Below are 22,538 nucleotides of genomic sequence, written 5' to 3'. Positions count from 1 at the left end.
GCGGTGCGACGGTAGCAACGCCACGGTCACGTGGTCACCGCGATTACGGGCCCGCATCCGTCGGCGGTCGCGGCTACATTCGGGCCATGACCAGCGCCTCGCTCCCCGACCCCACGGTGCGGCGCGCCGTGGACCCGGGAGCCGCGGGTTCCGGCGGCCTGGTCGACCGGTACGGCCGCACCGCCACCGACCTGCGCGTCTCGCTCACCGACCGCTGCAACCTGCGCTGCACCTACTGCATGCCGCCCGAGGGGCTGGACTGGCTGCCGAAGGTGGAGGTGCTCACCGACGAGGAGATCGTCCGGCTGGTGCGCATCGGCGTCGAGCAGCTGGGCATCCGCGAGGTCCGCTTCACCGGCGGCGAGCCGCTGCTGCGCCCGGGCCTGGTCGGCATCGTCGCGGCGGTCACGGCGCTCCGGCCCCGCCCGGAGGTCAGCCTCACCACCAACGCCATCGGCCTGGCCCGGGTGGCGCCGGCGCTGGCCGCCTCGGGGCTGGACCGGATCAACGTCAGCCTGGACACCGTCGACCGCGACCGGTTCAAGCAGCTCACGCACCGCGACCGGCTCGACGACGTCCTGGCCGGGCTGGCGGCCGCGCAGTCGGCGGGGCTCACGCCGGTCAAGGTCAACGCCGTGCTGCTGCGCGGGATCAACGAGGCCGACGCCGTCCCGCTGCTGGACTTCTGCCTGGAGCGCGGTTACCAGCTGCGCTTCATCGAGCAGATGCCGCTGGATGCCCACCACGCCTGGACCCGCGGCGAGATGGTCACCGCCGAGGACATCCTCGAGCGCCTCTCCACAGCACACGCGCTCACACCCGACACCGAGGCCCGCGGCTCCGCGCCGGCCGAGCGGTGGCTGGTCGACGGCGGCCCGGCGACGGTCGGGGTGATCGCCTCGGTGACCCGCTCGTTCTGCGGCTCCTGCGACCGGACGCGGCTCACCGCCGACGGGCAGATCCGCAACTGCCTGTTCGCCCGCGAGGAGTCCGACCTGCGGGCGGCGCTGCGCGACGGTGCCACCGACGCCGAGATCGCCGACCGCTGGCGGATCGCCACCCTCGGCAAGCTGCCCGGCCACGGCATCGACGACCCGTCGTTCCTCCAGCCCAGCCGGCCGATGTCGGCGATCGGGGGCTGACCCGATGAGCGACGTGACGGTGCGGTACTTCGCCGGGGCCCGGGCGGCCGCCGGCGTGGAGACCGAGGCCCGGCAGGCCGGCAGCCTGGACGAGCTGGTCGGGCAGATCGTCGCCGACCACGGCGAGCGGCTGGAGCGGGTGCTCACCGCCTGCTCGTTCCTGATCGACGGCACGCAGACCCGTGACCGGGCGGCCACGCTGTCGCCCGGCTCGGTGGTCGACGTCCTCCCGCCCTTCGCCGGGGGATGAACGCTCTCGCCGGGGGTTGATCGGTCCGGGAGAATGGCGCGCATGGGCATCTTTGACAAGGCCAAGGTCAAGGCCGAGGAGCTGTTCGGCCGGGCCGAGGAGCTGTACGGCGAGTCGCACGGCGACGCCGCCGCGACGATCGACGGCGCGGCGCACCGGCTCGAGGCCGAGGCCGAGGAGGCCGAACTCGAGCGCGACGGGAAGCCGGACGACGACGGTCTGGCCGGGGCGCGCTGACCCGTGCAGGCGGAACAGGTCACCGGGCCGGTGGCCCATCACGCGGAGGGCCCCGTCTGGTCCGCCCGGTGGGGCGGGCTGCGCTGGGTCGACATGCTCGCCGGTGACGTCCTCGCGCTGGACGCGGACGGAACGGTCCGTCGCGAGCACGTGGGCGACGTCGCCGCGGCGATGCGGCCGCGCCAGGGTGGCGGGGCGGTCGTCGCCGTCGAGCGGGGCTTCGCCCTGCTGGACGCCGACGGCGCGCTGCGCACCCTCGACCCGGTCTGGGCGGACCGCTCGATCCGGATGAACGACGGAGGCTGTGACCCCGACGGCCGGTTCTGGTGCGGGTCGATGGCCTACGACCAGCGGCCGGGCGCGGCGGCGCTCTACCGGCTGGACCCCGACGGCACCGTCTCCCGCGTGCTGGGCGACCTCACCATCTCCAACGGCCTGGACTGGAGCCCGGACGGGTCGCGGGCCTACTACGCCGACACCGCCACCCACCGCATCGACGTCTTCGACTACGACCGGGACACCGGTCTGACCGGCCGCCGCCCGTTCGTGCGCTTCCCGGACGACGGCAACCCGGACGGCCTCACCGTCGACAGCGCGGGCGGCGTCTGGGTGGCCCTGTACGGCAGCGGCACGGTGCACCACTACGACGCCGACGGCCACTGCGACGCGGTGGTGGAGATCCCGACCGCGCAGGTGACGGCCTGCACGCTGGGCGGACCGGAGCTCGACCAGCTCTTCGTCACCACCTCGCGCGAGGGGCTCGGCCCGGACGACGACCCGCTGGCCGGCTCGCTGTTCCGCGTGCCCGTCGCCGTGCCCGGCCTCCCGGCGCGGGAGTTCGCCGGATAGCGGACCGCACCCTCAGGGGCAGGCCACCCACTCCTCCTCGCCGTCGGTGAAGACCTGCCGCTTCCAGATCGGCAACCGCTTCTTCACCTCGTCGACGAGCTCTGCGCAGACGGCGAACGCCTCGCCGCGGTGGGAGGTGCTGACGGCGCAGGCCAGGGCGACGTCGCCGATGCCGAGCAGCCCGACGCGGTGGCTCACGGCGACGGCGTGCACGCCGGGCCGCGCGGCGAACTCCTCCGCCAGCTCCGCGATCACGTCGGGCGCGCTCGGATGGCCGACGTACTCGAGTTCGGTCACCGACCGGCCGCCGTCGTGGTCGCGGACCACGCCGGCGAAGGAGACCACCGCGCCGGCGGCCTTGTCGGCGACGGCGTCCTCGTGCTCGGCGACGGACAGCGGCGCATCGACGACCCGGGCGATCACGGGCCCGAAGGTACCCCGGGCGGAGGCACGTCGAGGTCGGTCGGATCGGCCAACCCGGTGCAGTCCACCTCGACGACGTCCCGGTCGGCCAGGTAGCGCCGGGCCCCCTCGTCGCCGGTCGCCGTCTCCACCACCCCGGCCCAGTGGTCGCGGCCGAGCAGCACCGGGTGGGCGCGGACGCCGCCGTAGGTGGCGACGGCGAGCACGTCCGGCGCCGCGGCGGCGGACACGGCGGCCAGCGCCTCGGCCGTCACCCCCGGCATGTCCACCAGGGTGATCAGCGCCGCGTCCACCCGCCCGGGCCACCCGCGCAGGCCGTCGAGGCCGGTGCGCAGCGAGGACGCCATCCCCGTCTCCCAGTCCTTGTTGGCGAGCACGACGGCGTTCTCCAGCCGGGCACTGCGCCACACGTCGACCGCGCGGGCCCCGAGCACGACCAGCACCGGATCGCAGACGGCGGCCGCGGTCGCCACGGCGCGTTCGACCAGCAGGCTGCCCTCGTACTCGACCAGCGCCTTCGGCATCCCGTAGCGGCGGCCGCCCCCGGCGGCGAGGACGACGGCGGCGACGATCGGTGCACTCACTCCCCCACCCTCCCAGGCCCCCGTCGTGATCAGGTGACCTGATCACAACGGGTCCTGGCTCACGACCGATGGTGAGCCAGGACCCAGAACGATCAGGTCACCTGATCACCGTGCTGTCTCAGCGGGCGTAGACGGCGACCTCGGAGGCCTTCACGCTCGCCCACACGTCCGCGCCCGGGGCCAGCCCCATCTCGGCGAAGGCGGGCGCGGTCACGTCGGCGATCAGCGGCACCTCGCCGGCCAGCTCGCAGCGCACCGTGGCGCCGTGCGGGGTCGCCCCGACCAGCCGGGCCGGCCAGACGTTGCGCGGGCTGCCGTCCGGGCGCGAGGCGTACAGGGACACCGACTCGGGCCGGACCGCCGCGAACACCGGGCCGGCCGCCTCCTCGGCCACCGCCACCGCTCCCCCGTCGTCGAGGCGCACCAGCCGCCCCTCGGCCGTGCCGGGCAGCAGGGACAGGCCGACCAGCCGGGCGACGTAGTCGGTGCGCGGGCGACGGCTCACGTCTGCCGGCGTCCCGGCCTGCACCACCCGCCCCTCCTCGATGACGACGACGCGGTCGGCCAGCGCCATCGCGTCCACCGGGTCGTGCGTGACCAGCACCGTGCTCCCGCCGAACCCGGCGAGGTGCCGGCGCAGCTCGGCGCGGACCACCAGCCGGGTCCGCGCGTCCAGCGCCGAGAGCGGCTCGTCGAGCAGGAGCAGGGCCGGGTCGCCGACCAGCGCGCGGGCCAGCGCGGCCCGCTGCGCCTGGCCGCCGGACAGCTCGGCGGGCCGCCGGCTCCCCAGCCCGTCGAGCCCGACGCGGGTCAGCCACTCCGCCGCGACCGTCCGCGCGGCCGCCCGGCCGGTCCCGCGGGTGCGCAGCCCGAAGGCGACGTTGTCGGCCACGCTCAGGTGCGGGAAGAGCAGCGCGTCCTGGAACACCATGCCCAGACGTCGCCGGTGGGCGGGGACGAACACTCCCCCGCCGTCCCACACCTCGCCGTCGACGACGACCCGGCCGGAGTCGGGGCGCAGCAGCCCGGCCAGGACGCGCACCAGCGTCGACTTCCCGGCCCCGTTGGGGCCCAGGACGGCGAGCACCTCGCCGTCGGCGACCTCCACCGCCACGTCGAGGTGCAGCGTCCCCCGCCGGGTGTCGACCGTCGCGGCCAGGCTCATGCCGCCGCCCGGCCGAGCCAGCGGTCCCGGAGCAGCAGGAGGGTGGCCAGCGAGACCGCCAGCAGCACGACGGAGAGCACGATCGCCGCGTCCGGATCGCGCTGCAGCGCCAGGTACACCGCCAGCGGCATCGTCTGCGTCGTGCCGGGGAAGTTGCCGGCGAAGGTGATCGTCGCGCCGAACTCGCCCAGGGCCCGGGCCCAGCACAGCACCGCGCCGGCGGCGATGCCTGGAGCGACCAGCGGCAGCGTGACGCGGCGGAAGGTCGTCCAGCGGCCGGCTCCGAGCGTGGCGGCGACGTCCTCGAAACGGCCGTCGGCCGCCCGCAGCGCCCCCTCCACGCTGATGACGAGGAACGGCATGGCCACGAACGTCTCGGCGATGACGACGGCGGTCGTGGTGAACGGGATGGTGATGCCGAAGGCGTCGTCGAGCCAGCTGCCGATGATCCCCTGCCGGCCGAGCACCAGGAACAGCGCGACGCCGCCGACGACGGGTGGCAGCACCAGCGGGACGGTGACCAGCGCGCGCAGCACGCTGCGGCCGCGGATGCGGGACCGCGCCAGCACCCACGCCAGCGGGACGCCGAGCAGCAGCGACAGCCCGGTGGCGAGCGTGGCGGAGACCAGCGACAGCCGCAGCGCCTCGCCCACCCCGGGCGCGGCCAGCTGCGCGCCGAGCTCGGACCACGGGGTGCGCACCAGCAGCCCCGCCAGCGGCAGGACCAGGAAGGCGACGGCGAGAGCGGCCGGGACCAGCAGCGGCGCCGGCACCCGGGTCGTCTCGCGGGCGCGGCTCACGACGGCGGCGAGAACCCGGCGTCGGCCAGGGCCTGCTGCCCCACCGGGGAGCGCACCAGGTCGACGAACGCCTCTGCCGCCGCCGGGTTGCCCGACGCCGCCAGGACTGCGATCGGGTAGCGGTTGATCGCGGCCGACGACTCGCGGAAGGCGAACGCACGCACGTCGTCCCCCGCGGCGGAGACGTCGGAGAGGTAGACCAGCCCGGCGTCGACCTCGCCCAGCACCACCTTGGTGAGCACGGCCCGGACGTCGTCCTCGTAGGTGTCCGGGGAGGCCGGGGAGCCCGAGGCGGTGAGCACCTGCTGCGCGGCCGCCCCGCAGGGCACCTCCGGGGCGCAGACGGCGAGCGCGAGGTCCGCCAGGAGCAGGTCGGCCAGGCCCGGGGTCCCGCTCCGATCGTCCGGCTGCTCGATGCCGGCCGGGTTCTCCGCCGGCGTCACCAGCACCAGCGGGTTCTCCGCGAAGACCTCCGGATCGCCGACCAGCCCGGCGTCGGCCACCCGCGCCATCTGCGCCTCGTCCGCGGTGGCGAGCACGTCGGCCGGGGCGCCCTGCAGCACCTGGGCCGCCAGCGCGGAGCTGCCGGCGAAGCTGAACCGCACCTCCAGCTGCGGGTTGGCGCCCTCGAGCCGCTCCTCCAGCACGGTGAAGACGTCGGTGAGCGAGGCCGCCGCGAGCACGGTGAGCGTGCCCGTCAGGCCGGGATCGCCCGGGCCAGCCGGGCCCTCCTCCGCCACGCCCGGTGGCGCGTCGCCCTGCGGCGAACCGCAGCCGGCCAGCCCGAGGAGGCAGCCGACCAGCAGGACCGGCACCCGTCTCACGGCACGTCCACGCTGACCTGGGTGGCCTTGACCGTGGCCACCGCCCGCACCCCCGGCTCCAGGCCCAGCTCGTCGGCCGCCTCGCGGGACATCAGCGAGACCAGCCGGAACGGCCCGGCCTGCAGCTCCACCTGCGCCATCACGGTGTCGCGCACGACCCGGGTGACGATGCCGCTGAGCCGGTTGCGGGCGGACGACGGCGTCGTCCCCGGCTCCGGGGCGTCGCGCAGCTCGGTGGCGACCCGCGCGAGCTCGGCGCCGTCCACGACGGCCGGGCCAGCACCGTCCCGACGGGCGGTCAGCCGGCCGGCATCGATCCACCGGCGGACCGTGTCATCACTCACACCGAGCAGCGCGGCGGCCTCGGCGATGCGGTAGCTGGCAGGCACCGGCGCAGTCTAACTCCGCAGGCGCGGACAACGGCGGCCAATGCGTCCGCGTATGCGGATCGACGGATGTGGAATGACCCTGAGCGATACCCACCGGTCCGGGCGCCGACGCGCGAGCCGCCACATCGTTGCGCACATTGTTTCGTCACCAAGTCGTTACCACCGGATGCCGAATAGGGCGGGCCTGAGCGGACATGGAACAGGACCGACCGCAGATCCACCGCTTTCGAACGAGGGATACGACATGAACAAGCTCACCCGCGGTATCGCCGCTGCTTCCTTCTCCGGCTTCCTGGCCCTGGGCCTCGCGGCCTGCGGCGAGGAGGAGGGCACGGTCGAGGTCACCGAGACCGAGCAGCTCACGGAGACCGAGGAGCTCGAGACCGAGGTCACCGAGACCCTCGAGCCGACCGAGACCGAGACCTCGACCGAGGAAGAGGTCGTCGAGACCGAGACCGAGGTCGACACCGAGACCGAGACCGAGTTCGAGACCGAGACGAACAACTGACTCGGTGAGCACCGCCGCCACGTCGGCGGAGCAGCGGATCGGGGGGGGGGGGCCCCCCCCCCCCCCCCCCGCCGCTGACCGCTATCGTCGCCCCGTGGATCGAACACACGTTCGATCCACGGGGCGACGTGCTGGAGGTGGCCGTGGGGGAGAGTGCGCGTGCGGCCGGCTGCACCGTGCTGCACGTCGACATGGACGCGTTCTTCGCCAGCGTCGAGGTGCGCCGGCACCCGGAGCTGGCCGGCACGCCGGTGATCGTCGGCGGGGCCGGCAACCGGGGCGTGGTCACCTCGGCCACCTACGAGGCCCGGCGCTACGGGGTGCACGCGGCCATGCCCACCGCACGGGCGCTGCGGCTCTGCCCGACGGCGACGGTGCTGCCGGGTGACCTGGCGCTCTACACCGAGGTGTCCCGGGCGGTGATGGCGCTGTTCCGGTCGATCACCCCGCTGGTCGAGCCGCTCTCGCTGGACGAGGCGTTCCTCGACGTCTCGGGTGCCGGTCGCCGGCTGGGCGATGCCGCGGAGATCGGCGAGTACCTCCGCGCCCGGGTCTTCGACGAGCAGGGCATCACCTGCTCGGTCGGCGTCGCCGGCACCAAGTTCGTGGCGAAGCTGGCCTCCACCCGGGCCAAGCCCGACGGGCTGCTGGTCGTCCGGCCCTCCGAGGTCATGGGGTTCCTGCACCCGCTGCCGGTCGGCGCGCTGTGGGGCGTGGGTCCGAAGACGGAGGAGACGCTGCTGCGGCTGGGGCTGCGCACGGTGGGCGATCTGGCGCACGTGCCGGCGAAGACCCTGCAGCGGGCCCTCGGCGTGGCCGCGGGCGCCCACCTGCACGAGCTCGCCTGGGGGCGCGACCCCCGTCGGGTCGTCCCGGACGAACCCGAGCGCTCCACCGGCGCGGAGGAGACCTTCGCCACCGACGTCGACGACCCCGTGGTCGTCCACCGGGAGCTGCTGCGCCTGGCGGAGCGGACGGCGGGGCAGCTGCGCTCGTCCGGCAGCCTCGCCCGCACGGTGAGCATCAAGGTGCGCTTCGCCGACTTCGCGACGATCACCCGCAGCCGGACGCTCGGGGCGCCCACCGACGTGGGGCAGGAGCTCTACGACACCGCCCGCGCCCTCTACGACGCCCTGGGGCTCGACCGGGCCCGCATCCGGCTCGTCGGCGTCCGGGCCGAACGGCTCGTCGAGGCCGGGTCGGCGCCTCGCCAGCTGGAGCTCGGGGCGCGCGAGCACGGGCGCCGGGAGGCCGAGCTGGCCGCCGATCGCGCCGCCCGCCGGTTCGGGGCCGGCGCCGTCCGCCCGGCGACGCTCCTGCACCGGGCGGGGCCGACCGGGGCCACCGGGCGCTGACCAGCGCGTTCGCGCCGGTGCGGCCACCCGGAGGAGTGATCGGCGCGCTCGCCCGGCGGGTCGCGGCGGCGTCGCCTTTCGCGCCTTGCAATCGGCTCGTATCCTCGGATGTACCGTCGGCGGGAGCCTCCGACGGAACTGGCTCCGCCCATTTGGAGGTCGACGTGCCGCTCTCCGAGCACGAGCAGCGTCTGCTTGAGCAGATCGAGCGCGCCCTCGTCGATGACGATCCCAAGTTCGCTTCCTCGGTGCGCACCGGCGATCGCCGTAACAAAGCCCGCCGCAAGCTGCAGCTCGGCGCGCTGCTGGTGCTGGTCGGCCTCGCCGTCCTCGTCGGCGGCGCGGTCGCCGAGTCCGTGCCGCTCGGCGTCGTGGGCTTCCTGATCGCCTTCGGTGGTGCTGCCCTCGGGGTGCTGAACTACCGGGGCGCCACCGGCGCCGTCGACGTCACCGACAGCCCGTCCGGGCCGCGCGGTTCGACGGCCGCCGGCCGCGGTGGCCGCGCCCGCAAGCAGCCGATGAAGAGCCGCCTCGAGGAGCGCTTCCGCCGCCGCTACGACCAGTAGCTCCGGCCGGCAGCCCTCACGCTCCTGCCTCCCCGGCCGTCGTCCTCCTCGGACGGCGGCCGGTGGCGTCGCGCCACCACCGCGGGAGCGCGGTGCGCACGTCCGCGACCAGCGAGGCCGGCCACAGCAGCGCCCGCAGCCGCACCGGCCACGGCCGCGCCGCCGCCAGTCCCCGGCGGGCCGTCCGCAGCGCCGCCCGGAGGCCGGGATCGGGGCGGCCGTCCGTCGGCCGCCCGTAGGTGGCTGCCTCCTCCGCCCGGGCCAGCTCCCGCACCGACGCCACCGACGACGCCACCGACGGGCCGCCCGGCCCGCGGGTCAGGGTCGTGGCCAGCGCGTCGGCCACCCGGCGCGGGGTCCAGGACGGGTGCAGGTGCACCCCCAGGTCGACGGCGCCGGCCGTCAGCTCGTCCCAGAGCCCGTCGGCGCCCTCCCCGGCCAGCCGGCGCCGGCGCTGCAGGACGCGCAGCCCGGCCGGCGATGCCAGCAGCAGCGCGACCAGGGTCACCAGGCCCCCGGTCACCAGCAGCGGCCGCAGCGACGTCCCGGTCTGCTCCGGCGCACCGGCCTGCGGAACCGCCTCGGGCAGGCGGTCCCCGCGGGGCGCGACCGGCGCCGGGGCCGCGCTCGGGGCCGGCACGGCGGGCGCGGCGTCGACCCGGTCCTCGTCGGCGTCCCGCGGTGACCACGGCAGGTCCACCTGCCGGGCGGCACCCAGCGGCGTCGGGTCGAACGGAACCCACCCGTAGCCCTGGAAGAAGACCTCCACCCAGGCGTGGGCGTCGTCGCTGGTGATCAGCCGGCTGCGGTCCCGCTGGACGTCGCCGGGCGTGTACCCCAGCGCCACCCGCGCCGGCAGGCCCGACTGCCGGACCAGCACCGCCATGGCGCCGGCGTACTGCTCGCAGTAGCCGCGCTTGAGGCGGAGGAAGTCCACCAGGTCGTCGCCGCTGGTCCCGGGGGCGGTGGAGAGGCTGTAGGTGAACCCGTTGGACCGGTCGATCAGGTAGGTCTGGATGCGCCGTACCCGCTCGTAGGCCGTCGTCGCGCCGGCGGTCAGCCGGGCGGTCAGCTCCCCGATGGACGGGTCCAGCTCGGGGAGGGCGCCGAAGCGCTCCTGGACCGGTGAGCCCGGCGGCAGCGGTTCGGCACCGGCCAGCTGCTCCGCCGACGGCCGGGGCTCGACGGCGCTCACCCGGTAGGAGAGCCCCGCGCTCGTCACGTCGCGGCCGAAGATCGTGCCGGTCGCCGCGTCGAACCGCCACGCGTCGCCGTCGCCGTCCAGCTGCACCGACTGCGGCACGGAGGGCACGGGCAGGAACCGGTCGTCGTGCTCGAGGACCTCGACCGCGGCGGTCACCGTCCGGACCGGCAGATCCGGTGGTGGGGCGAGGGGCTGGTCGTCGGCGACGGATACCTCGCCGTCGAGATTGCTCAGCGACCAGCCGTCGGCCGGGTCGTACTCGTCGAGGGCCACGGACCTGAGGTACCCGGGGTCGTCCACGGAGGAGGCCACGCGCAGCAGCTCGATCGGTTCCGGCAGGGTCAGCTGCCCGCGCAGCTCCGCCGCCGGGTCGAGCGAGGTGCCGGTGGCCGAGCCGGCGCCACCGCCGAGCCCGGTGGCGAACGAGCCCTCCGGGAGGGTGGGCACCACGGCGCCGAGGACGACGCCGGCGGCCACGGCGGTCACGGCGATGCGCACCGCACCGCCCGTGCCACCGGTGACCGGCTCACCGCCGGGCTCGTCCAGGGTCCGGCGCTGGTCGGCCCACAGCAGGAGCGCGAAGCCGGCGGCAGGTCCCACCAGGGCCGCCAGGCCCACCCCGCCGATCACCGTGCCCACCGGCACGCAGAAGAGGACGAGGAGGCCGACCCCGGCCAGGGTGGCCTGCCGGCCGGCGACCGCGACCAGGTCGACGAGGACGGCGATCAGCCCGACGAACAGCGTGGTCAGCGCCAGGAGGCCGGTGAGCGGCAGAGCCGGCGTCGCCTGCTCCCGGATCTCGGCGGCGCCGTTCCCGAACACCTCGGCGAGGCCGGCCAGGGAGGTGGGGGTGGGCAGCACCCCGGCGACCGCTCCCTCCGGCGCGAAGACCGCGGTGAGCACGCAGGCGACCAGCGCCAGCTGCCCGGCCGGCACGAGCGCGGTGCCGAGCCCTCCGAGGGCCCCCGGGAGGCCCGCCCGCGTGGTCAGCCGGGCGCCGGCGGCACGGAGCAGCAGCCCGCCGGCCAGCACCGCAGCGACCACGAGGACCACCGGCGGGAGCCAGGCCCGGCTGGTGAACACGGGGGTGAGGGCCAACGCGCCGAGCAGGGTGGCGACGGCGGCGGCCACGGGGGTGCGGACGTCGGACGGGCTCATGCCGATGCCCCTGCCGGGACCGCGCCCAGCGCGGCCCACACCTCGGCGACGTCCTGACCGGCGCCCGCGGTGGCCACCCGCCAGCCGGCGCCGGCCAGCACCGCCGCGGCCTGCTCGCGCTGTTCCGCCAGGGCGTCGGGGGCGGCGCCCGCCACACCGCGTCGCCGCCCGGGGACCGGATCGCCCCACCCGGTGATGTCCATCAGCACCGCCAGGCCGGTGGCCGGGCCGGGGCGCAGCCGCACGAGGTCGGCCACGTCGTCGGGGCCCACCGCGCCCAGCAGGCAGACGAGCGGGCCGTCGCCGGCCGCCCGGCACGCCGCCGACACCGCGGCCGACAGGTCGCTCACCCGCGAGGGCCCCACGGCGGCCAGCCGGTCCAGCAGCTCTTCGGCCCCGAGCCCGGCGCGTCCGGGCGCCGGCGGCAGCTCGCCGGTCTCGGTGACCACCCGCAGCTCCGCGCCCCGCTGCACCAGGGCGACCCCGATGCTCGCCGCGGCCTCGACGAGCCACTCCAGGCTGTCCCCGGGCGGGCAGTCGTCGCCGGGCGGCCCGGGGACCTGCCGGGTGGTGTGCCCCGCCGGGGCCACGAGGTGCGCCCGCGCGCGGGTGTCGAGCAGCAGCGTGCCCTGGGCACGCCAGGGGCGTTCCTCGAGCCGGACCATCAGCTCGCCGGTGCGCGCGGTGGCCCGCCAGTGCACCTTGCGCAGGTCGTCACCCCGCCGGTACTCCCGGACGCTGACGTCGTCGTCGCCGTGGACGGCCAGCGCGCGGCGGACCCCGTCGCCCCCGCTGCCGTGCTCCCCGCCCGGTCCTCCGCGGCCGAGCGGGCGCACCCGCGGGACCACGGCCAGCGGTGCGGTGCCGGTGCCGGCGACCGTGCGCTCCACCAGACCGAAGGGATCGAGGATCTGCAGCCGCAGCGGGCCCAGCTGGTAGCGGCCCCGGTGCCGGCCGAGCAGCCGGTACCGGACGGTGGTGGAGGCGCCGGCGGCCAGGCCGGCCACGGAGAAGCGGTGGTGGCGGCCGAGGGCCGCGGGCACCTGCTCGGTGAGCAGCCACAGCCCGCCCCGGCGGGTGTCGTCGTTGCCCAGTTGCAGGACGACCTCGGCCGTCGCGCCACGGGGCACCCGCGGTGGGGTGACGCTGCGCCGGGTGGTCATCCGGAACCGCCCCCGGGCCACGGTGAGCGATGCGAGGAGCGGCAGGGCCAGGACGAAGGCGGCCAGCTGGACCAGTGGCCGCTCGCCCAGCACCGCACCGGTCAGGCCGAGCGCGGCGCCCCCACCCACCAGGCAGCGGCCGCGGAGCGTGAGCGCCGAGCGCGCCCGGCCGGATCCTCCGCCCACGCGTCAGCGCCCGCGGAGGACCGGCACGGAGCCGAGCAGCGAGGCGACCACCTGCTCGGGCGTGCGCCGGCTCACCGAGGCCTCGCTGCTGAGCAGCAGGCGGTGCGCCAGGACCGGCACGGCGAGGGCCTGGACGTCGTCGGGCAGGACGTGGTCCCGGCCGTCCAGGGCGGCGGACGCGCGGGCCGCGCGAAGCAGCTGCAGCCCCGCCCGCGGTGAGGCGCCCAGGCGCAGCTCGGAGGAGCGGCGGGTGGCCTCCACGAGCGCGACGACGTAGCGGCGTACCGCCTCGGAGACGTGCAGCCGGCCCACGGCCGCGACCAGGGAGCGGACCAGGGCGGCGTCGGCGACGGGCCGCAGGGCACCGAGGGGATCGATGGTCGCGCGGTCGTCGAGCATCGCCAGCTCCGCGGCCGGGTCGGGATAGCCCATGGACACCCGGGCGGTGAACCGGTCGCGCTGGGCCTCGGGGAGGGGGTAGGTGCCCTCCATCTCCAGGGGGTTCTGGGTGGCCATCACCATGAACGGGCGGGCCAGCTCGTAGCTGACGCCGTCGACGGTCACCTGCCGCTCCTCCATGCACTCCAGCAGCGCCGACTGCGTCTTGGGGGAGGCCCGGTTGATCTCGTCGGCGACGACGATGTTGGCGAAGATCGCGCCGGGCTTGAACTCGAACGCCCGGGTCTCCTGGTCGTAGACCGCCACGCCGGTCACGTCGCTCGGCAGCAGGTCGGGCGTGAACTGGATGCGCCGCACGCTCGCGTCGACCGACCCGGCCAGCGCCTTGGCCAGCGTGGTCTTGCCGACCCCCGGGACGTCCTCGATGAGCAGGTGCCCCTCGGCCAGCAGCACGATCAGGGCCAGGCGGACGACGCCTTCCTTGCCCTGGACGACGCGGCTCACGCTCGCCGCGATCCGCGCGCTCTCCGCGGCGACGTCGACCGACGCGTCGGCCGTCCCGTCGGCGGCCCGTGTCGCCTCCGTCACCGCCCCACCGTACGTGGCAGGGGGGACCCGGCGCGGGCCGTCGTCCCCGCCTCCGCCCGACCCCGGTCGGCGCGGCCGGGACGCCCGTGGAGCGGGTGGGTCGCGACACGGCGTCGAGTGGTGTCCGGTGGGGGCCAGTGGGTTACTGTGTCGTCCGGTGGGGAGGCAGGGTTCCGCCAGGGGACCTGCAGAGCCATGGGAGGACCGATGCGGGAGGTGATCCGGTGTTCGTCGGCAGCTACCAGTTGCGCCTCGACGAGAAGGGCCGGCTCGCGCTGCCCGTCCGGTTCCGCGACCAGGTGTCCGACGGCATGGTGATCAAGAAGGGCCAGGACCGCTGCATCTACGGGCTCACCATGGCCCGGGTCGCCGAGCAGAGCGCCGCGATGGCCGCCATGGCGCCCTCCGACACCGCCGGGGCGCGGATGCGCGCCCGCATGAGCTTCGGGTCGATGGTCGAGCTGGAGCCGGACAAGACCGGCCGCATCACCATCCCCGCGACGCTCCGCGAGTACGCCCACCTGGACCGCGACGTCGTCGTGGTCGGGGTCGACACGCGGTTCGAGATCTGGGACTCCGCCACCTGGGACGCCTACGTGGCCGAGCAGGAGGCCGCCTTCGCCGACATGGAGAGCGAGGGGATGCCGACGTTGTCGTGATCCCGGGACGCCCCACCCGCCCCCACCGGCCTCCGTGCCGCAACCGTTCGAGCCGCCTTCCCCGCGGCTCGACCGGATCCGGGCCCCAGCCGCCTTCCCCGCGGCTCGGTCCCACAGCGGAGGACCGCACGGACAGCGGTGGGACACCCGGACGGCGGGGTTGCCCCACCGGCCCCGCGAGGCGCCACCTGACGCTCTTCCCCGACGCCAGGCGGACCCCGCGGGGCCGGCGACCACCCCGGTCCGACGTGCCGCTGCCCCACTCCGCCCCACCGCCCCCACCCCGCCCCACCACCGGAACGGCGTCCCACCGCCCCCCTGGGCCCCACCCGCCCGCTCCCGCACTCCGCCCGCCGCCGCGTCCCCCCGCGGCCGAGCGCGGCGCGGCACCATCGCCGCACCATCCCGGACCCTTCGAGAGGCAGCAGACGATGAGCAGCACCGGAGGCGCGGCCGCACCGGGCCGCCCGCAGCCTCCGGTGCACGTGCCCGTCCTCCTCGACCGGGTCGTCGAGCTCCTCGGTCCCGCCTGCGCCGCCGAGGGCGCCGTCCTGGTCGACGCCACCCTCGGCCTGGCCGGGCACACCCTGGCGATGCTCGGCGCCCACCCCGGGCTGCGCGTCGTCGGGCTCGACCGCGACCCGGACGCCCGCGCCGAGGCCACCCGCCGGATCGAGGCCGCCGGCCACGCCGGGCGGGTCACCGTCGTGCCGGCCGTCTTCGACGAGCTCCCCGACGTGCTCGACCGCCTCGGCATCGACGAGGTCCAGGGCGTGCTCTTCGACCTCGGCGTCTCATCGCTCCAGCTCGACCGGCCCGACCGGGGGTTCAGCTACTCCGTCGACGCCCCGCTCGACATGCGCATGGACCCCGGCGCGCCACGGACGGCCGCCGACGTCGTGAACACCTACGCGCACGGTGACCTGGCCCGGGTGCTGCGCGTCTACGGCGAGGAGCGATTCGCCTCCCGCATCGCGTCGGCCATCGAGCGGGAGCGCACGCGCGAGCCGTTCACCGGCACCGCGCGACTGGCGGAGCTGGTCCGCGAGTCGATCCCCGCCGCCACCCGGCGCACCGGGGGGCACCCCGCGAAGCGGACCTTCCAGGCGCTGCGCATCGAGGTCAACGACGAACTGGGTGCGCTGGAGCGCGCCCTCCCCGCCGCGATCGACGCCCTGGCGGTGGGCGGTCGCATCGCGGTCATCACCTTCCACTCCTTGGAGGACCGGATCGTGAAGCAGACGCTCGCCGCGGGTGCCGTGGACCGCACCCCGCCGGAGCTGCCGGTGCCGCTGCCCGAGCACGGGCCGGTCCTGCGGCTGCTCACCCGTGGGGGAGAGGCCCCCACGGGCGAGGAGACCGCCACCAACCCACGCGCGGCCTCGGCCCGGGTGCGGTCGGCCGAGCGCATCCGGCGGGCGGCGTGACCCGCGCCGCAGCGGTGCGCGCCGCCGCCCCGCACACCACGGCGCCGCGGACCGCCGGCCCCCGAACCGGCTCGACGCGGACGACCGGTCCGGCTCCGCGCACCTCCCTGTCGGGGACGCGGAGCGCCGGTCGCGCCACCCCCCGGCCGGAGCTCCGGCTGGTGCCCACCGGCGCCGCCGTCCGGTCCCGTCCCCGCACCCGCGGGGCGCTGCGCTCCCGCAAGGCGCCGTTCGTCCTGCTCGCCGTCGCGCTCCTCGCCCTGACCACGCTGGGGCTGCTGGTGCTCAACACCGCCATCGCGGTCGACTCGCTCAAGGCCACCCAGCTGCGGACGGAGAACGCCGCCCGCGCCCAGGAGGTCCAGCGGCTGGAGCAGCTCGTCGTGTCCGGGAACACGCCGGCCGGCGTCGCGGCCGGCGCGGTCGCCGCCGGCCTGGTGCCCGCGGGCGTGGCCGGCTACCTGGTGCTCGGCCCCGAGGGGACGACGACGATGCGCGGCACCCCTGAGCCCGCGCCCGCACCGCCGGAGCCGGAGCCTGCGCCGGTGGCCCCGTCCGCCCCCGCGGAGGGCGTGGCACCGGCAGAGGGCGTGGCACCCGCGGAGGGCGTGGCACCCGCGGAGGGCGTGGCACCCGCGGACAGCGCGTCGGACGGGAACTGACCCGTGCCGAGCAGCGTCCGTGGACCCGGCGGCGGCCCCCGCAGCGCACGTGCGTCGGCCTCGGGCCGGGCTGAGACCGGCCCGTTCGTCTCCCGCCGGGCCCCCGGCACCCGCCGGAGCGGTGGCGCCGGCCTCTCGGTCGACCAGCGCGGCCGGCGGAACCGGTGGGGCCTGGTCGTCCTGATCACCCTGCTCGTGCTCGTCGTGGGGAAGCTCGTCGTGCTGCAGGGCATCGACGGCGCGGCCTACGCCAGCGCCGCGGAGCAGGACCGGCTGCGCAACTACACGATCGCCGCCCTCCGCGGCCAGATCCTCGACCGGGACGGCAACCCGCTCGCCTACACGGTGGACGCCTCGCGCGTGGTGGCCGACCCCACCGTGGTCCGCGACCCGGCCCGGACGGCGCTGGCGCTGACCACGCTGCTCGGCGTCCCCGTGCCGGAGCTCACCGAGCAGCTCTCCGCCGACGGCCGGTACGTCGTGCTGGCCACCCAGGTCACGCCGGAGACCGCCGACGCCATCGAGGAGCTCGAGCTCGCCGGCGTCTTCCTCGAGGACGACCCGCAGCGGCTGTACCCGGTGGGTTCCGTCGGTGGTCAGGTCGTCGGCTTCGTCGGCAGCGAGGGGAGCGGCCTGGCCGGCATCGAGCAGACCTTCGAGGAGCAGCTGTCGGGCACGCCGGGCAAGCGCACCGTGGAGGTCGGCAGCGGGGGGCACCCGATCCCGTCGGGCATCGACGAGGCCACGCCGGCGACCGACGGCCGGGACGTCACGCTGACCCTCGACCAGGACCTGCAGTTCGTCACCGAGCAGCGGCTGGCCGAGTCGTGCGCGGACGGCGCCACCACCCGCGCCTCCGCGGTGGTGATGGAGGTCGCGACCGGCGAGGTGGTCGCCATGGGCTCCTGCCCGGGCTACGACCCCGGCAACTACTCCGAGACCGACCCCGCCCGGCTGGGCAACCCGCTCGTGTCCGACGTCTTCGAGCCCGGGTCGGTCATGAAGGCGGTGACGCTCGCGGCCGCCGTCGAGGAGGGCGTCGCGACGCCGGATCGGGTGCTCTCGGTCGACGGCCACATCCAGGCCGGCGACCGCGTGGTCACCGACGCCCACGACCACGAGCCGGTCGACTGGACGGTCACCGGGATCCTCGCCAAGTCCAGCAACGTCGGCACGATCATGCTGGCCCGCGAGGTCGGTGACGCGAAGCTCGAGGAGTACCTGGGGGCGTTCGGCATCGGCGCGAAGACCGGCATCGAGCTGCCCGGGGAGAGCCGCGGCATCCTCCAGGAGTCCGCGGAGTGGAGCGGGGTGCGGGCCGCCAACGTGGCCATCGGCCAGGGTGTCTCGGTCACCACGCTGCAGATGGCCTCGGTCTACCAGGCGATCGCCAACGGGGGCATGCGGATCGAGCCCCGGATCGTGTCGTCGGTGACCGGCGCCGACGGCCGGCCCGAGCCCGCCGCCGAGCCGGCCAGCACCCGGGTCATCAGCGAGTCGACCGCCGATCAGCTGGCCTACATGCTCGAGGCCGTCGTCGGCCCCGGCGGCACCGCGCCGCTGGCCCAGGTCGAGGGCTTCCGCGTGGCGGGCAAGACCGGCACCGCGCAGCGGGCCAACCCCGAGTGCAACTGCTACGCCGGCGGTGGCTACGTGACCACCTTCGTGGGGTTCGCCCCGGCGGACGACCCGCAGTACGTCGTCGCCGTCGACCTGGAGCGCCCCACCAGCTCCGCGGAGGGCGGCCAGGTCGCCGCGCCGGTGTTCGCCGACATCATGCGGGCCGCGCTGACCGCCGACGGCGTGGTGCCCTCGGGCACCCCGCGCCCCGAGTTCGAGCTGACCGGCACCCCCTGAACCGCGCCCCGGCCGCGTCGCCCCGCACGAGGGAGCGACGCGCCCGGCGGTGCCCCGTGCACGTGCGCTGGTCGGGTGGGTCCGCGCCGGTAGATTGGAGCCTCGTGACCCCGACCGACCCCGGGACGAGCCCCCGGCCCGCGGGGAACCGCTCGTTGCCCCTCGCCGCGCTGGCCGACCTGATCGGCGTCCCGGAGGGGAACGGCAGCGACGTCGCGCTCGCCGGCGTCACCCTGGCGTCCACCGAGGTCGCCCCCGGTTTCCTGTACGCCGCGCTGCCCGGCGCCCGGACGCATGGCGCCCACTACGCGGCCGACGCCGCCGACCGGGGTGCCGTGGCGCTCCTGACCGACCCCACCGGCCGTGACCGGGCCCGGGCGACCGGCCTGCCGGTGTGCGTCGTCGACGACCCGCGGTCCGTGCTCGGCACGGTCGCCGACCGCGTCTACGGGGAGCCGAGCCGCCGGCTCTCGATCCTGGGCATCACGGGCACCAACGGGAAGACGACGACGAGCTACCTGGTCGAGGCCGGCCTGGCCGCGGCCGGGCGGTCCAGCGGGCTGATCGGCACCGTGCAGGCCCGCACCCGCGGGCGGGCCGCCGACGGCAGCCCGACGGTCACCGAGCTGCCCAGCATCCGCACCACGCCGGAGGCGCCGGCGCTGCACGCCCTGCTGGCCGGCATGGCCGACGCGGGCGTCTCCACCGTGGTCATGGAGGTCTCCAGCCACGCGCTGATCCAGGGGCGGGTCGGCGGCGTGCGGTTCGCCGCCGCCGGCTTCACCAACCTCGGCCGCGACCACCTCGACTTCCACCGCGACATGGAGGAGTACTTCCAGGCCAAGGCCCTGCTGTTCGACGGCCGCGCCGCGGTGGAGGTGGTCGACGTCGACGACCCGTACGGCCGGCGGCTCGTGGCGCGCCCCGGCCGCCCGCGCCCGGTGACGGTCGCCAGCAGCGAGGGCGCAGCCGCCGACTGGACCGCGTCCGGCGTCACGACGGCGCCCGGCGGCGGCTCGGCGTTCACCCTGCACGGGCCCGGTGGCCGCACCTGGCCGGCCCGGCTGCGTCTGCCCGGCCGGTTCAACGTGGCCAACGCGGTGCTGGCGGTCGCGCTGCTGGAGGGCATCGGCGTCGCCGTCGAGGACGCGCTGGCGGGTCTGGCCGAGACCGTCGTCCCCGGGCGCATGGAGCCGGTCGACGCCGGCCAGCCCTTCGTCGCCGTCGTGGACTACGCGCACACCCCGGACGCCGTGCGCACCGCCCTGGGCGCCCTGCGCGGCGCCACCTCGGGTCGGCTGATCACCGTGCTGGGCTGCGGCGGCGACCGGGATCCGGGCAAGCGCCCCGAGATGGGCCGGGCGGCCGCGGAGGGCAGCGACGTCCTGGTGGTCACCGACGACAACCCCCGCTCCGAGGAGCCCGCCGCCATCCGCGCCGCGGTGCTCGCCGGTGCCGGCGAGGTCCCCGCAGGCCGGGGCGCCGAGGTGCTCGAGGTGGGGGACCGGCGGGCCGCCCTGGCCGCCGCCGTGCGGTTGGCCCGGCCGGGGGACACGCTGCTGGTGGCCGGCAAGGGCCACGAGACGGGGCAGGAGATCGCGGGCACGGTGCACCCCTTCGACGACCGCACGGCGTTGCGCGAGGTCCTGAGCGGAGGGGCGTCGTGATCGAGCTGTCGCTGACCGAGCTCGCCGAGCTCGCCGGTGGGCGCCTGGTGGGCGCACCGGAGGGTGCCGTCACCGGCACGGTCACCCTCGACTCGCGCGCGGTCGCGACCGGCGACCTGTTCGTCGCGGTGGCGGGGGAGCGGGCCGACGGTCACGACTTCCTGCCCGCGGCCGCGGCGGCGGGCGCGGTGGCCGCGCTGGCCGCCCGGCCGGACCCGGCGCTGCCGTGCGTCGTGGTCGACGACCCGGTGGTCGCGCTGGGCCGACTGGCCGCCGGGGTCCACGAGCGGCTGACCGCCGCGGGCGTGCGCACGCTCGCCATCACCGGCTCGTCGGGCAAGACCTCGACCAAGGACCTGCTCGGCCAGGTGCTCGCGGCGGCCGGGCCCACGGTCAGCCCGCCCGGCTCCTACAACAACGACATCGGCCTGCCCCTCACGGTGCTCTCGGCCGACCGGGACACCCGGTTCCTCGTGCTCGAGATGGGCGCGCGCGGCCCCGGGCACATCGCCCGTCTGTGCCGGGTGGCCCCGCCGCAGGTCGGTGTCGTGCTGAACGTGGGCTCCGCCCACCTCGGGGAGTTCGGCAGCGCCGACGGCATCGCGCAGGCAAAGGGGGAGCTCGTCGAGGCGCTGACCGCCGACTGCACCGCGGTGCTCAACGCCGACGACCCGCGCGTGCTGGGCATGGCCCCCCGGACCAGCGCCCGCGTGGTCACTACCGGCCGGTCCGCGGCGGCCGACGTCCGCGCGGTCGACGTCGCCCTGGACGACTCGGCCCGCGCCCGGTTCACCCTGGTCGCCGGCGGCGAGCGGCACCCGGTGGCGCTGCGCGTGGTCGGGGAGCACCAGGTCGCGAACGCGCTGTCGGCCGCGGGCGCGGCCCTGGCGGCCGGACTGCGCCCCGCCGACGTCGCCGCCGCGCTGTCGGCGGCGGAGACCCGGAGCCGCTGGCGCATGGAGGTCGACCGGCGGGCCGACGGCGTCGTCGTGGTCAACGACGCCTACAACGCCAACCCCGAGTCGATGCGGGCCGCGCTGGCGGCGCTCGCCGGGCTGCCGGGGGAGCGGCGCATCGCCGTCCTCGGCGGCATGGCCGAGCTGGGCCCCGACGCCGCCGCCGAGCACGAGCGGCTGGGCCGGGACGCGGTCGCGGCCGGGGCCGACCTGGTCGTTGCGGTCGGTGCCGATGCGGTAGGCATAGCGGAGGGCGCGGTCGCCGGTGGGCGGCGCGCAGGAGAGGAGTCGGTGCACGTGCCGGACCGGGGCGCTGCCCTTGCGTGGCTGACGGAGGTGCTGCGCCCGGGGGACGTCGTCCTCGTCAAGGCCAGTCGCTCCTACGGCCTGGAGCTGCTCGCGGCCGACCTGCTGGGCGGTGCCGGGCAGTGAGGAGCGTCCTCATCGCGGCGGCCGTCGGCCTGATCGTCTCGATCCTGCTGACACCGCTGGCCATCCGCGCGTTCCGGCGGCAGGGGCTGGGGCAGGAGATCCGCGACGACGGCCCCGAGAGCCACCTGTCGAAGAAGGGCACGCCCACCATGGGTGGCACCGTCATCGTCGGTGCCACCGTGGTCGGCTACCTCGCCGCCCACCTGGCGTTCGTCGGGGAGTCCGGCTGGGGGTTCAGCGCCACCGGCCTGCTGCTGCTGTTCCTCATGGTCGGCATGGGCACCGTCGGCTTCCTCGACGACTACCTGAAGATCCGTCACCGGCGCAGTCTGGGGCTGAACAAGACGGCCAAGCTGGTGGGCCAGCTCGTCGTCGGCGTCACCTTCGCCGTGCTGGCGATCAACTTCCCGTCCAACGGGATCACCCCGGCCTCGACGGTGGTGTCCTACGTCCGCGACATCGCGCCGCTGGCCCTCGGCCCGATCGCGTTCGTGATCCTGGCCTACCTGTTCATCGCCGGGTTCTCCAACGCCGTCAACCTCACCGACGGGCTGGACGGGCTCGCCGCCGGCTCCTCGGCGATGGTCTTCGCGGCCTACATCTTCATCTCCTTCTGGCAGTTCACCCACGACTGCGCCAACGAGCTCATCGAGGGCTGCTACACGGTGCGCGACCCGCTGGACGTCACCCTGGTGGCCGCCGCCGGCATGGGCGCCTGCCTGGGCTTCCTGTGGTGGAACACCAGCCCGGCGCGCATCTTCATGGGCGACACCGGCTCGCTGGCCCTCGGTGGCCTGCTCTCGGGCCTGGCGATCGTGACCCGCACCGAGCTGCTGCTCGTCGTCCTCGGCGGGTTGTTCGTGGCGGTGACGCTCTCGGTGATCATCCAGGTGGCCTTCTTCCGCGCCACCCGCCGGCGGGTGTTCCGCATGGCGCCGCTGCACCACCACTTCGAGCTGGCCGGCTGGACCGAGAACACCGTGATCGTGCGGTTCTGGCTGGTCACGGGCATGGCGGTCGCGTTCGGCCTCGGGCTGTTCTACGCCGACTGGCTGAACTTCGTGGGCCTGTGAGCGGAGGGGAGCACG

General features: G+C 76.0%; 23 protein-coding genes. 14 read left to right on the top strand and 9 right to left on the bottom strand.

Translation table 11 applies throughout. The annotated features are described in order from the left end of the window. Window positions 1–86: 86 nt before the first annotated feature. From moaA to ACI79T_RS01185, 4 genes are read left to right on the top strand one after another with little or no spacing between them, the layout of a single operon-like run. Entirely contained in the window at window positions 87–1,142 is a 1,056-nt protein-coding gene (gene moaA, locus ACI79T_RS01200; RefSeq protein WP_456608216.1) for a GTP 3',8-cyclase MoaA, read from the top strand. A gap of 4 nt (window positions 1,143–1,146) precedes the next feature. Then, window positions 1,147–1,392, top strand: a complete 246-nt coding sequence (locus tag ACI79T_RS01195) for a MoaD/ThiS family protein (protein WP_456608215.1) — start codon at window positions 1,147–1,149, stop codon at window positions 1,390–1,392. Window positions 1,393–1,434: 42 nt separating this feature from the next. Then, a complete protein-coding gene (locus ACI79T_RS01190; protein WP_456608214.1) occupies window positions 1,435–1,629 on the top strand; it encodes a hypothetical protein in 195 nt (64 codons plus the stop codon). 30 nt (window positions 1,630–1,659) lie between these two features. Then, window positions 1,660–2,478, top strand: coding sequence for an SMP-30/gluconolactonase/LRE family protein (locus ACI79T_RS01185; RefSeq protein ID WP_456608213.1), 819 nt, complete (start codon window positions 1,660–1,662; stop codon window positions 2,476–2,478). Between the two features lie 12 nt (window positions 2,479–2,490). On the opposite strand, the gene ACI79T_RS01180 is transcribed toward ACI79T_RS01185, so the two are convergent. The 6 genes from ACI79T_RS01180 to ACI79T_RS01155 all read right to left on the bottom strand — a co-directional run bounded on the left by ACI79T_RS01180 (window position 2,491) and on the right by ACI79T_RS01155 (window position 6,663). Further along, window positions 2,491–2,901, bottom strand: coding sequence for a molybdenum cofactor biosynthesis protein MoaE (locus ACI79T_RS01180; RefSeq protein WP_456608212.1), 411 nt, complete (start codon window positions 2,899–2,901; stop codon window positions 2,491–2,493). Beyond that, window positions 2,898–3,485: a nucleotidyltransferase family protein gene (locus ACI79T_RS01175; protein ID WP_456608211.1), complete on the bottom strand. Its 588-nt coding sequence runs from the start codon at window positions 3,483–3,485 to the stop codon at window positions 2,898–2,900. Before ACI79T_RS01175 ends, ACI79T_RS01180 begins: the two co-directional genes overlap by 4 nt. 118 nt (window positions 3,486–3,603) lie before the next feature. Then, a complete protein-coding gene (locus tag ACI79T_RS01170; RefSeq protein WP_456608210.1) occupies window positions 3,604–4,650 on the bottom strand; it encodes an ABC transporter ATP-binding protein in 1,047 nt (348 codons plus the stop codon). After that, entirely contained in the window at window positions 4,647–5,450 is an 804-nt protein-coding gene (locus ACI79T_RS01165) for an ABC transporter permease (RefSeq protein ID WP_456608209.1), read from the bottom strand. The genes ACI79T_RS01170 and ACI79T_RS01165 overlap by 4 nt, the downstream gene beginning before the upstream one ends. Then, a complete protein-coding gene (modA, locus tag ACI79T_RS01160) occupies window positions 5,447–6,274 on the bottom strand; it encodes a molybdate ABC transporter substrate-binding protein (RefSeq protein WP_456608208.1) in 828 nt (275 codons plus the stop codon). The genes ACI79T_RS01165 and modA overlap by 4 nt, the downstream gene beginning before the upstream one ends. Then, window positions 6,271–6,663: a TOBE domain-containing protein gene (locus ACI79T_RS01155; RefSeq protein WP_456608207.1), complete on the bottom strand. Its 393-nt coding sequence runs from the start codon at window positions 6,661–6,663 to the stop codon at window positions 6,271–6,273. Before ACI79T_RS01155 ends, modA begins: the two co-directional genes overlap by 4 nt. 244 nt (window positions 6,664–6,907) lie before the next feature. On the opposite strand from ACI79T_RS01155, the gene ACI79T_RS01150 reads away from it, so the two are divergent. From ACI79T_RS01150 to ACI79T_RS01140, 3 genes are all read left to right on the top strand, one after another. Next, window positions 6,908–7,171 (top strand): hypothetical protein, encoded by a 264-nt coding sequence (locus tag ACI79T_RS01150; RefSeq protein ID WP_456608206.1) that lies wholly within the window; start codon window positions 6,908–6,910, stop codon window positions 7,169–7,171. A gap of 143 nt (window positions 7,172–7,314) precedes the next feature. Further along, a complete protein-coding gene (dinB, locus tag ACI79T_RS01145; RefSeq protein WP_456608205.1) occupies window positions 7,315–8,526 on the top strand; it encodes a DNA polymerase IV in 1,212 nt (403 codons plus the stop codon). A gap of 164 nt (window positions 8,527–8,690) precedes the next feature. Further along, the gene (locus ACI79T_RS01140; RefSeq protein ID WP_456608204.1) at window positions 8,691–9,092 is read left to right on the top strand and encodes a DUF3040 domain-containing protein; all 402 of its coding nucleotides are present in this window, start codon (window positions 8,691–8,693) and stop codon (window positions 9,090–9,092) included. 16 nt (window positions 9,093–9,108) lie between these two features. On the opposite strand, the gene ACI79T_RS01135 is transcribed toward ACI79T_RS01140, so the two are convergent. Genes ACI79T_RS01135 through ACI79T_RS01125 form a run of 3 tightly spaced genes read right to left on the bottom strand, consistent with a single transcriptional unit; the run spans window position 9,109 to window position 13,790 of the window. After that, complete coding sequence (locus ACI79T_RS01135; RefSeq protein WP_456608203.1) at window positions 9,109–11,454, bottom strand: transglutaminase family protein; 2,346 nt, start codon at window positions 11,452–11,454, stop codon at window positions 9,109–9,111. After that, window positions 11,451–12,803, bottom strand: a complete 1,353-nt coding sequence (locus ACI79T_RS01130; protein ID WP_456608202.1) for a DUF58 domain-containing protein — start codon at window positions 12,801–12,803, stop codon at window positions 11,451–11,453. Before ACI79T_RS01130 ends, ACI79T_RS01135 begins: the two co-directional genes overlap by 4 nt. Before the next feature lie 3 nt (window positions 12,804–12,806). Beyond that, complete coding sequence (locus tag ACI79T_RS01125) at window positions 12,807–13,790, bottom strand: AAA family ATPase (protein ID WP_456608201.1); 984 nt, start codon at window positions 13,788–13,790, stop codon at window positions 12,807–12,809. A 224-nt stretch (window positions 13,791–14,014) separates the two neighbouring features. Here ACI79T_RS01125 and mraZ point away from each other — a divergent pair, with 224 nt between their 5' ends. The 7 genes from mraZ (at window position 14,015) to mraY (ending at window position 22,523) form a co-directional block, all read left to right on the top strand. Continuing rightward, window positions 14,015–14,449: a division/cell wall cluster transcriptional repressor MraZ gene (mraZ, locus tag ACI79T_RS01120; RefSeq protein ID WP_456608200.1), complete on the top strand. Its 435-nt coding sequence runs from the start codon at window positions 14,015–14,017 to the stop codon at window positions 14,447–14,449. 431 nt (window positions 14,450–14,880) lie between these two features. Next, the gene (gene rsmH, locus ACI79T_RS01115; protein WP_456608199.1) at window positions 14,881–15,876 is read left to right on the top strand and encodes a 16S rRNA (cytosine(1402)-N(4))-methyltransferase RsmH; all 996 of its coding nucleotides are present in this window, start codon (window positions 14,881–14,883) and stop codon (window positions 15,874–15,876) included. Next, window positions 15,873–16,538 carry a hypothetical protein gene (locus tag ACI79T_RS01110; RefSeq protein ID WP_456608198.1) on the top strand — a complete coding sequence of 222 codons (666 nt, stop codon included), beginning with the start codon at window positions 15,873–15,875 and terminating at the stop codon, window positions 16,536–16,538. The genes rsmH and ACI79T_RS01110 overlap by 4 nt, the downstream gene beginning before the upstream one ends. 3 nt (window positions 16,539–16,541) lie before the next feature. After that, window positions 16,542–18,395 carry a peptidoglycan D,D-transpeptidase FtsI family protein gene (locus ACI79T_RS01105; protein ID WP_456608197.1) on the top strand — a complete coding sequence of 618 codons (1,854 nt, stop codon included), beginning with the start codon at window positions 16,542–16,544 and terminating at the stop codon, window positions 18,393–18,395. Between the two features lie 104 nt (window positions 18,396–18,499). Continuing rightward, window positions 18,500–20,062: a UDP-N-acetylmuramoyl-L-alanyl-D-glutamate--2,6-diaminopimelate ligase gene (locus ACI79T_RS01100; RefSeq protein ID WP_456608196.1), complete on the top strand. Its 1,563-nt coding sequence runs from the start codon at window positions 18,500–18,502 to the stop codon at window positions 20,060–20,062. After that, window positions 20,059–21,450, top strand: coding sequence for a UDP-N-acetylmuramoyl-tripeptide--D-alanyl-D-alanine ligase (locus ACI79T_RS01095; RefSeq protein WP_456608195.1), 1,392 nt, complete (start codon window positions 20,059–20,061; stop codon window positions 21,448–21,450). Before ACI79T_RS01100 ends, ACI79T_RS01095 begins: the two co-directional genes overlap by 4 nt. Next, window positions 21,447–22,523 (top strand): phospho-N-acetylmuramoyl-pentapeptide-transferase, encoded by a 1,077-nt coding sequence (gene mraY / locus ACI79T_RS01090; protein WP_456608194.1) that lies wholly within the window; start codon window positions 21,447–21,449, stop codon window positions 22,521–22,523. Before ACI79T_RS01095 ends, mraY begins: the two co-directional genes overlap by 4 nt. Window positions 22,524–22,538 lie beyond the last annotated feature (15 nt).

This window comes from Blastococcus sp. SYSU DS0619 (assembly GCF_054051035.1).
Note: the sequence above shows the minus strand (reverse complement) of the source record. Positions and strands in the feature narration are given on the sequence as shown.

Excerpts from the sequence above, each read along its gene's own strand:
- ACI79T_RS01195 (WP_456608215.1), top strand. The coding sequence starts at position 1,147 with ATGAGCGACGTGACGGTGCGGTACTTCGCCGGGGCCCGGGCGGCCGCC.
- ACI79T_RS01135 (WP_456608203.1), bottom strand. The coding sequence starts at position 11,454 with ATGAGCCCGTCCGACGTCCGCACCCCCGTGGCCGCCGCCGTCGCCACC.
- ACI79T_RS01190 (WP_456608214.1), top strand. The coding sequence starts at position 1,435 with ATGGGCATCTTTGACAAGGCCAAGGTCAAGGCCGAGGAGCTGTTCGGC.
- ACI79T_RS01170 (WP_456608210.1), bottom strand. The coding sequence starts at position 4,650 with ATGAGCCTGGCCGCGACGGTCGACACCCGGCGGGGGACGCTGCACCTC.
- moaA (WP_456608216.1), top strand. The coding sequence starts at position 87 with ATGACCAGCGCCTCGCTCCCCGACCCCACGGTGCGGCGCGCCGTGGAC.
- ACI79T_RS01150 (WP_456608206.1), top strand. The coding sequence starts at position 6,908 with ATGAACAAGCTCACCCGCGGTATCGCCGCTGCTTCCTTCTCCGGCTTC.
- rsmH (WP_456608199.1), top strand. The coding sequence starts at position 14,881 with ATGAGCAGCACCGGAGGCGCGGCCGCACCGGGCCGCCCGCAGCCTCCG.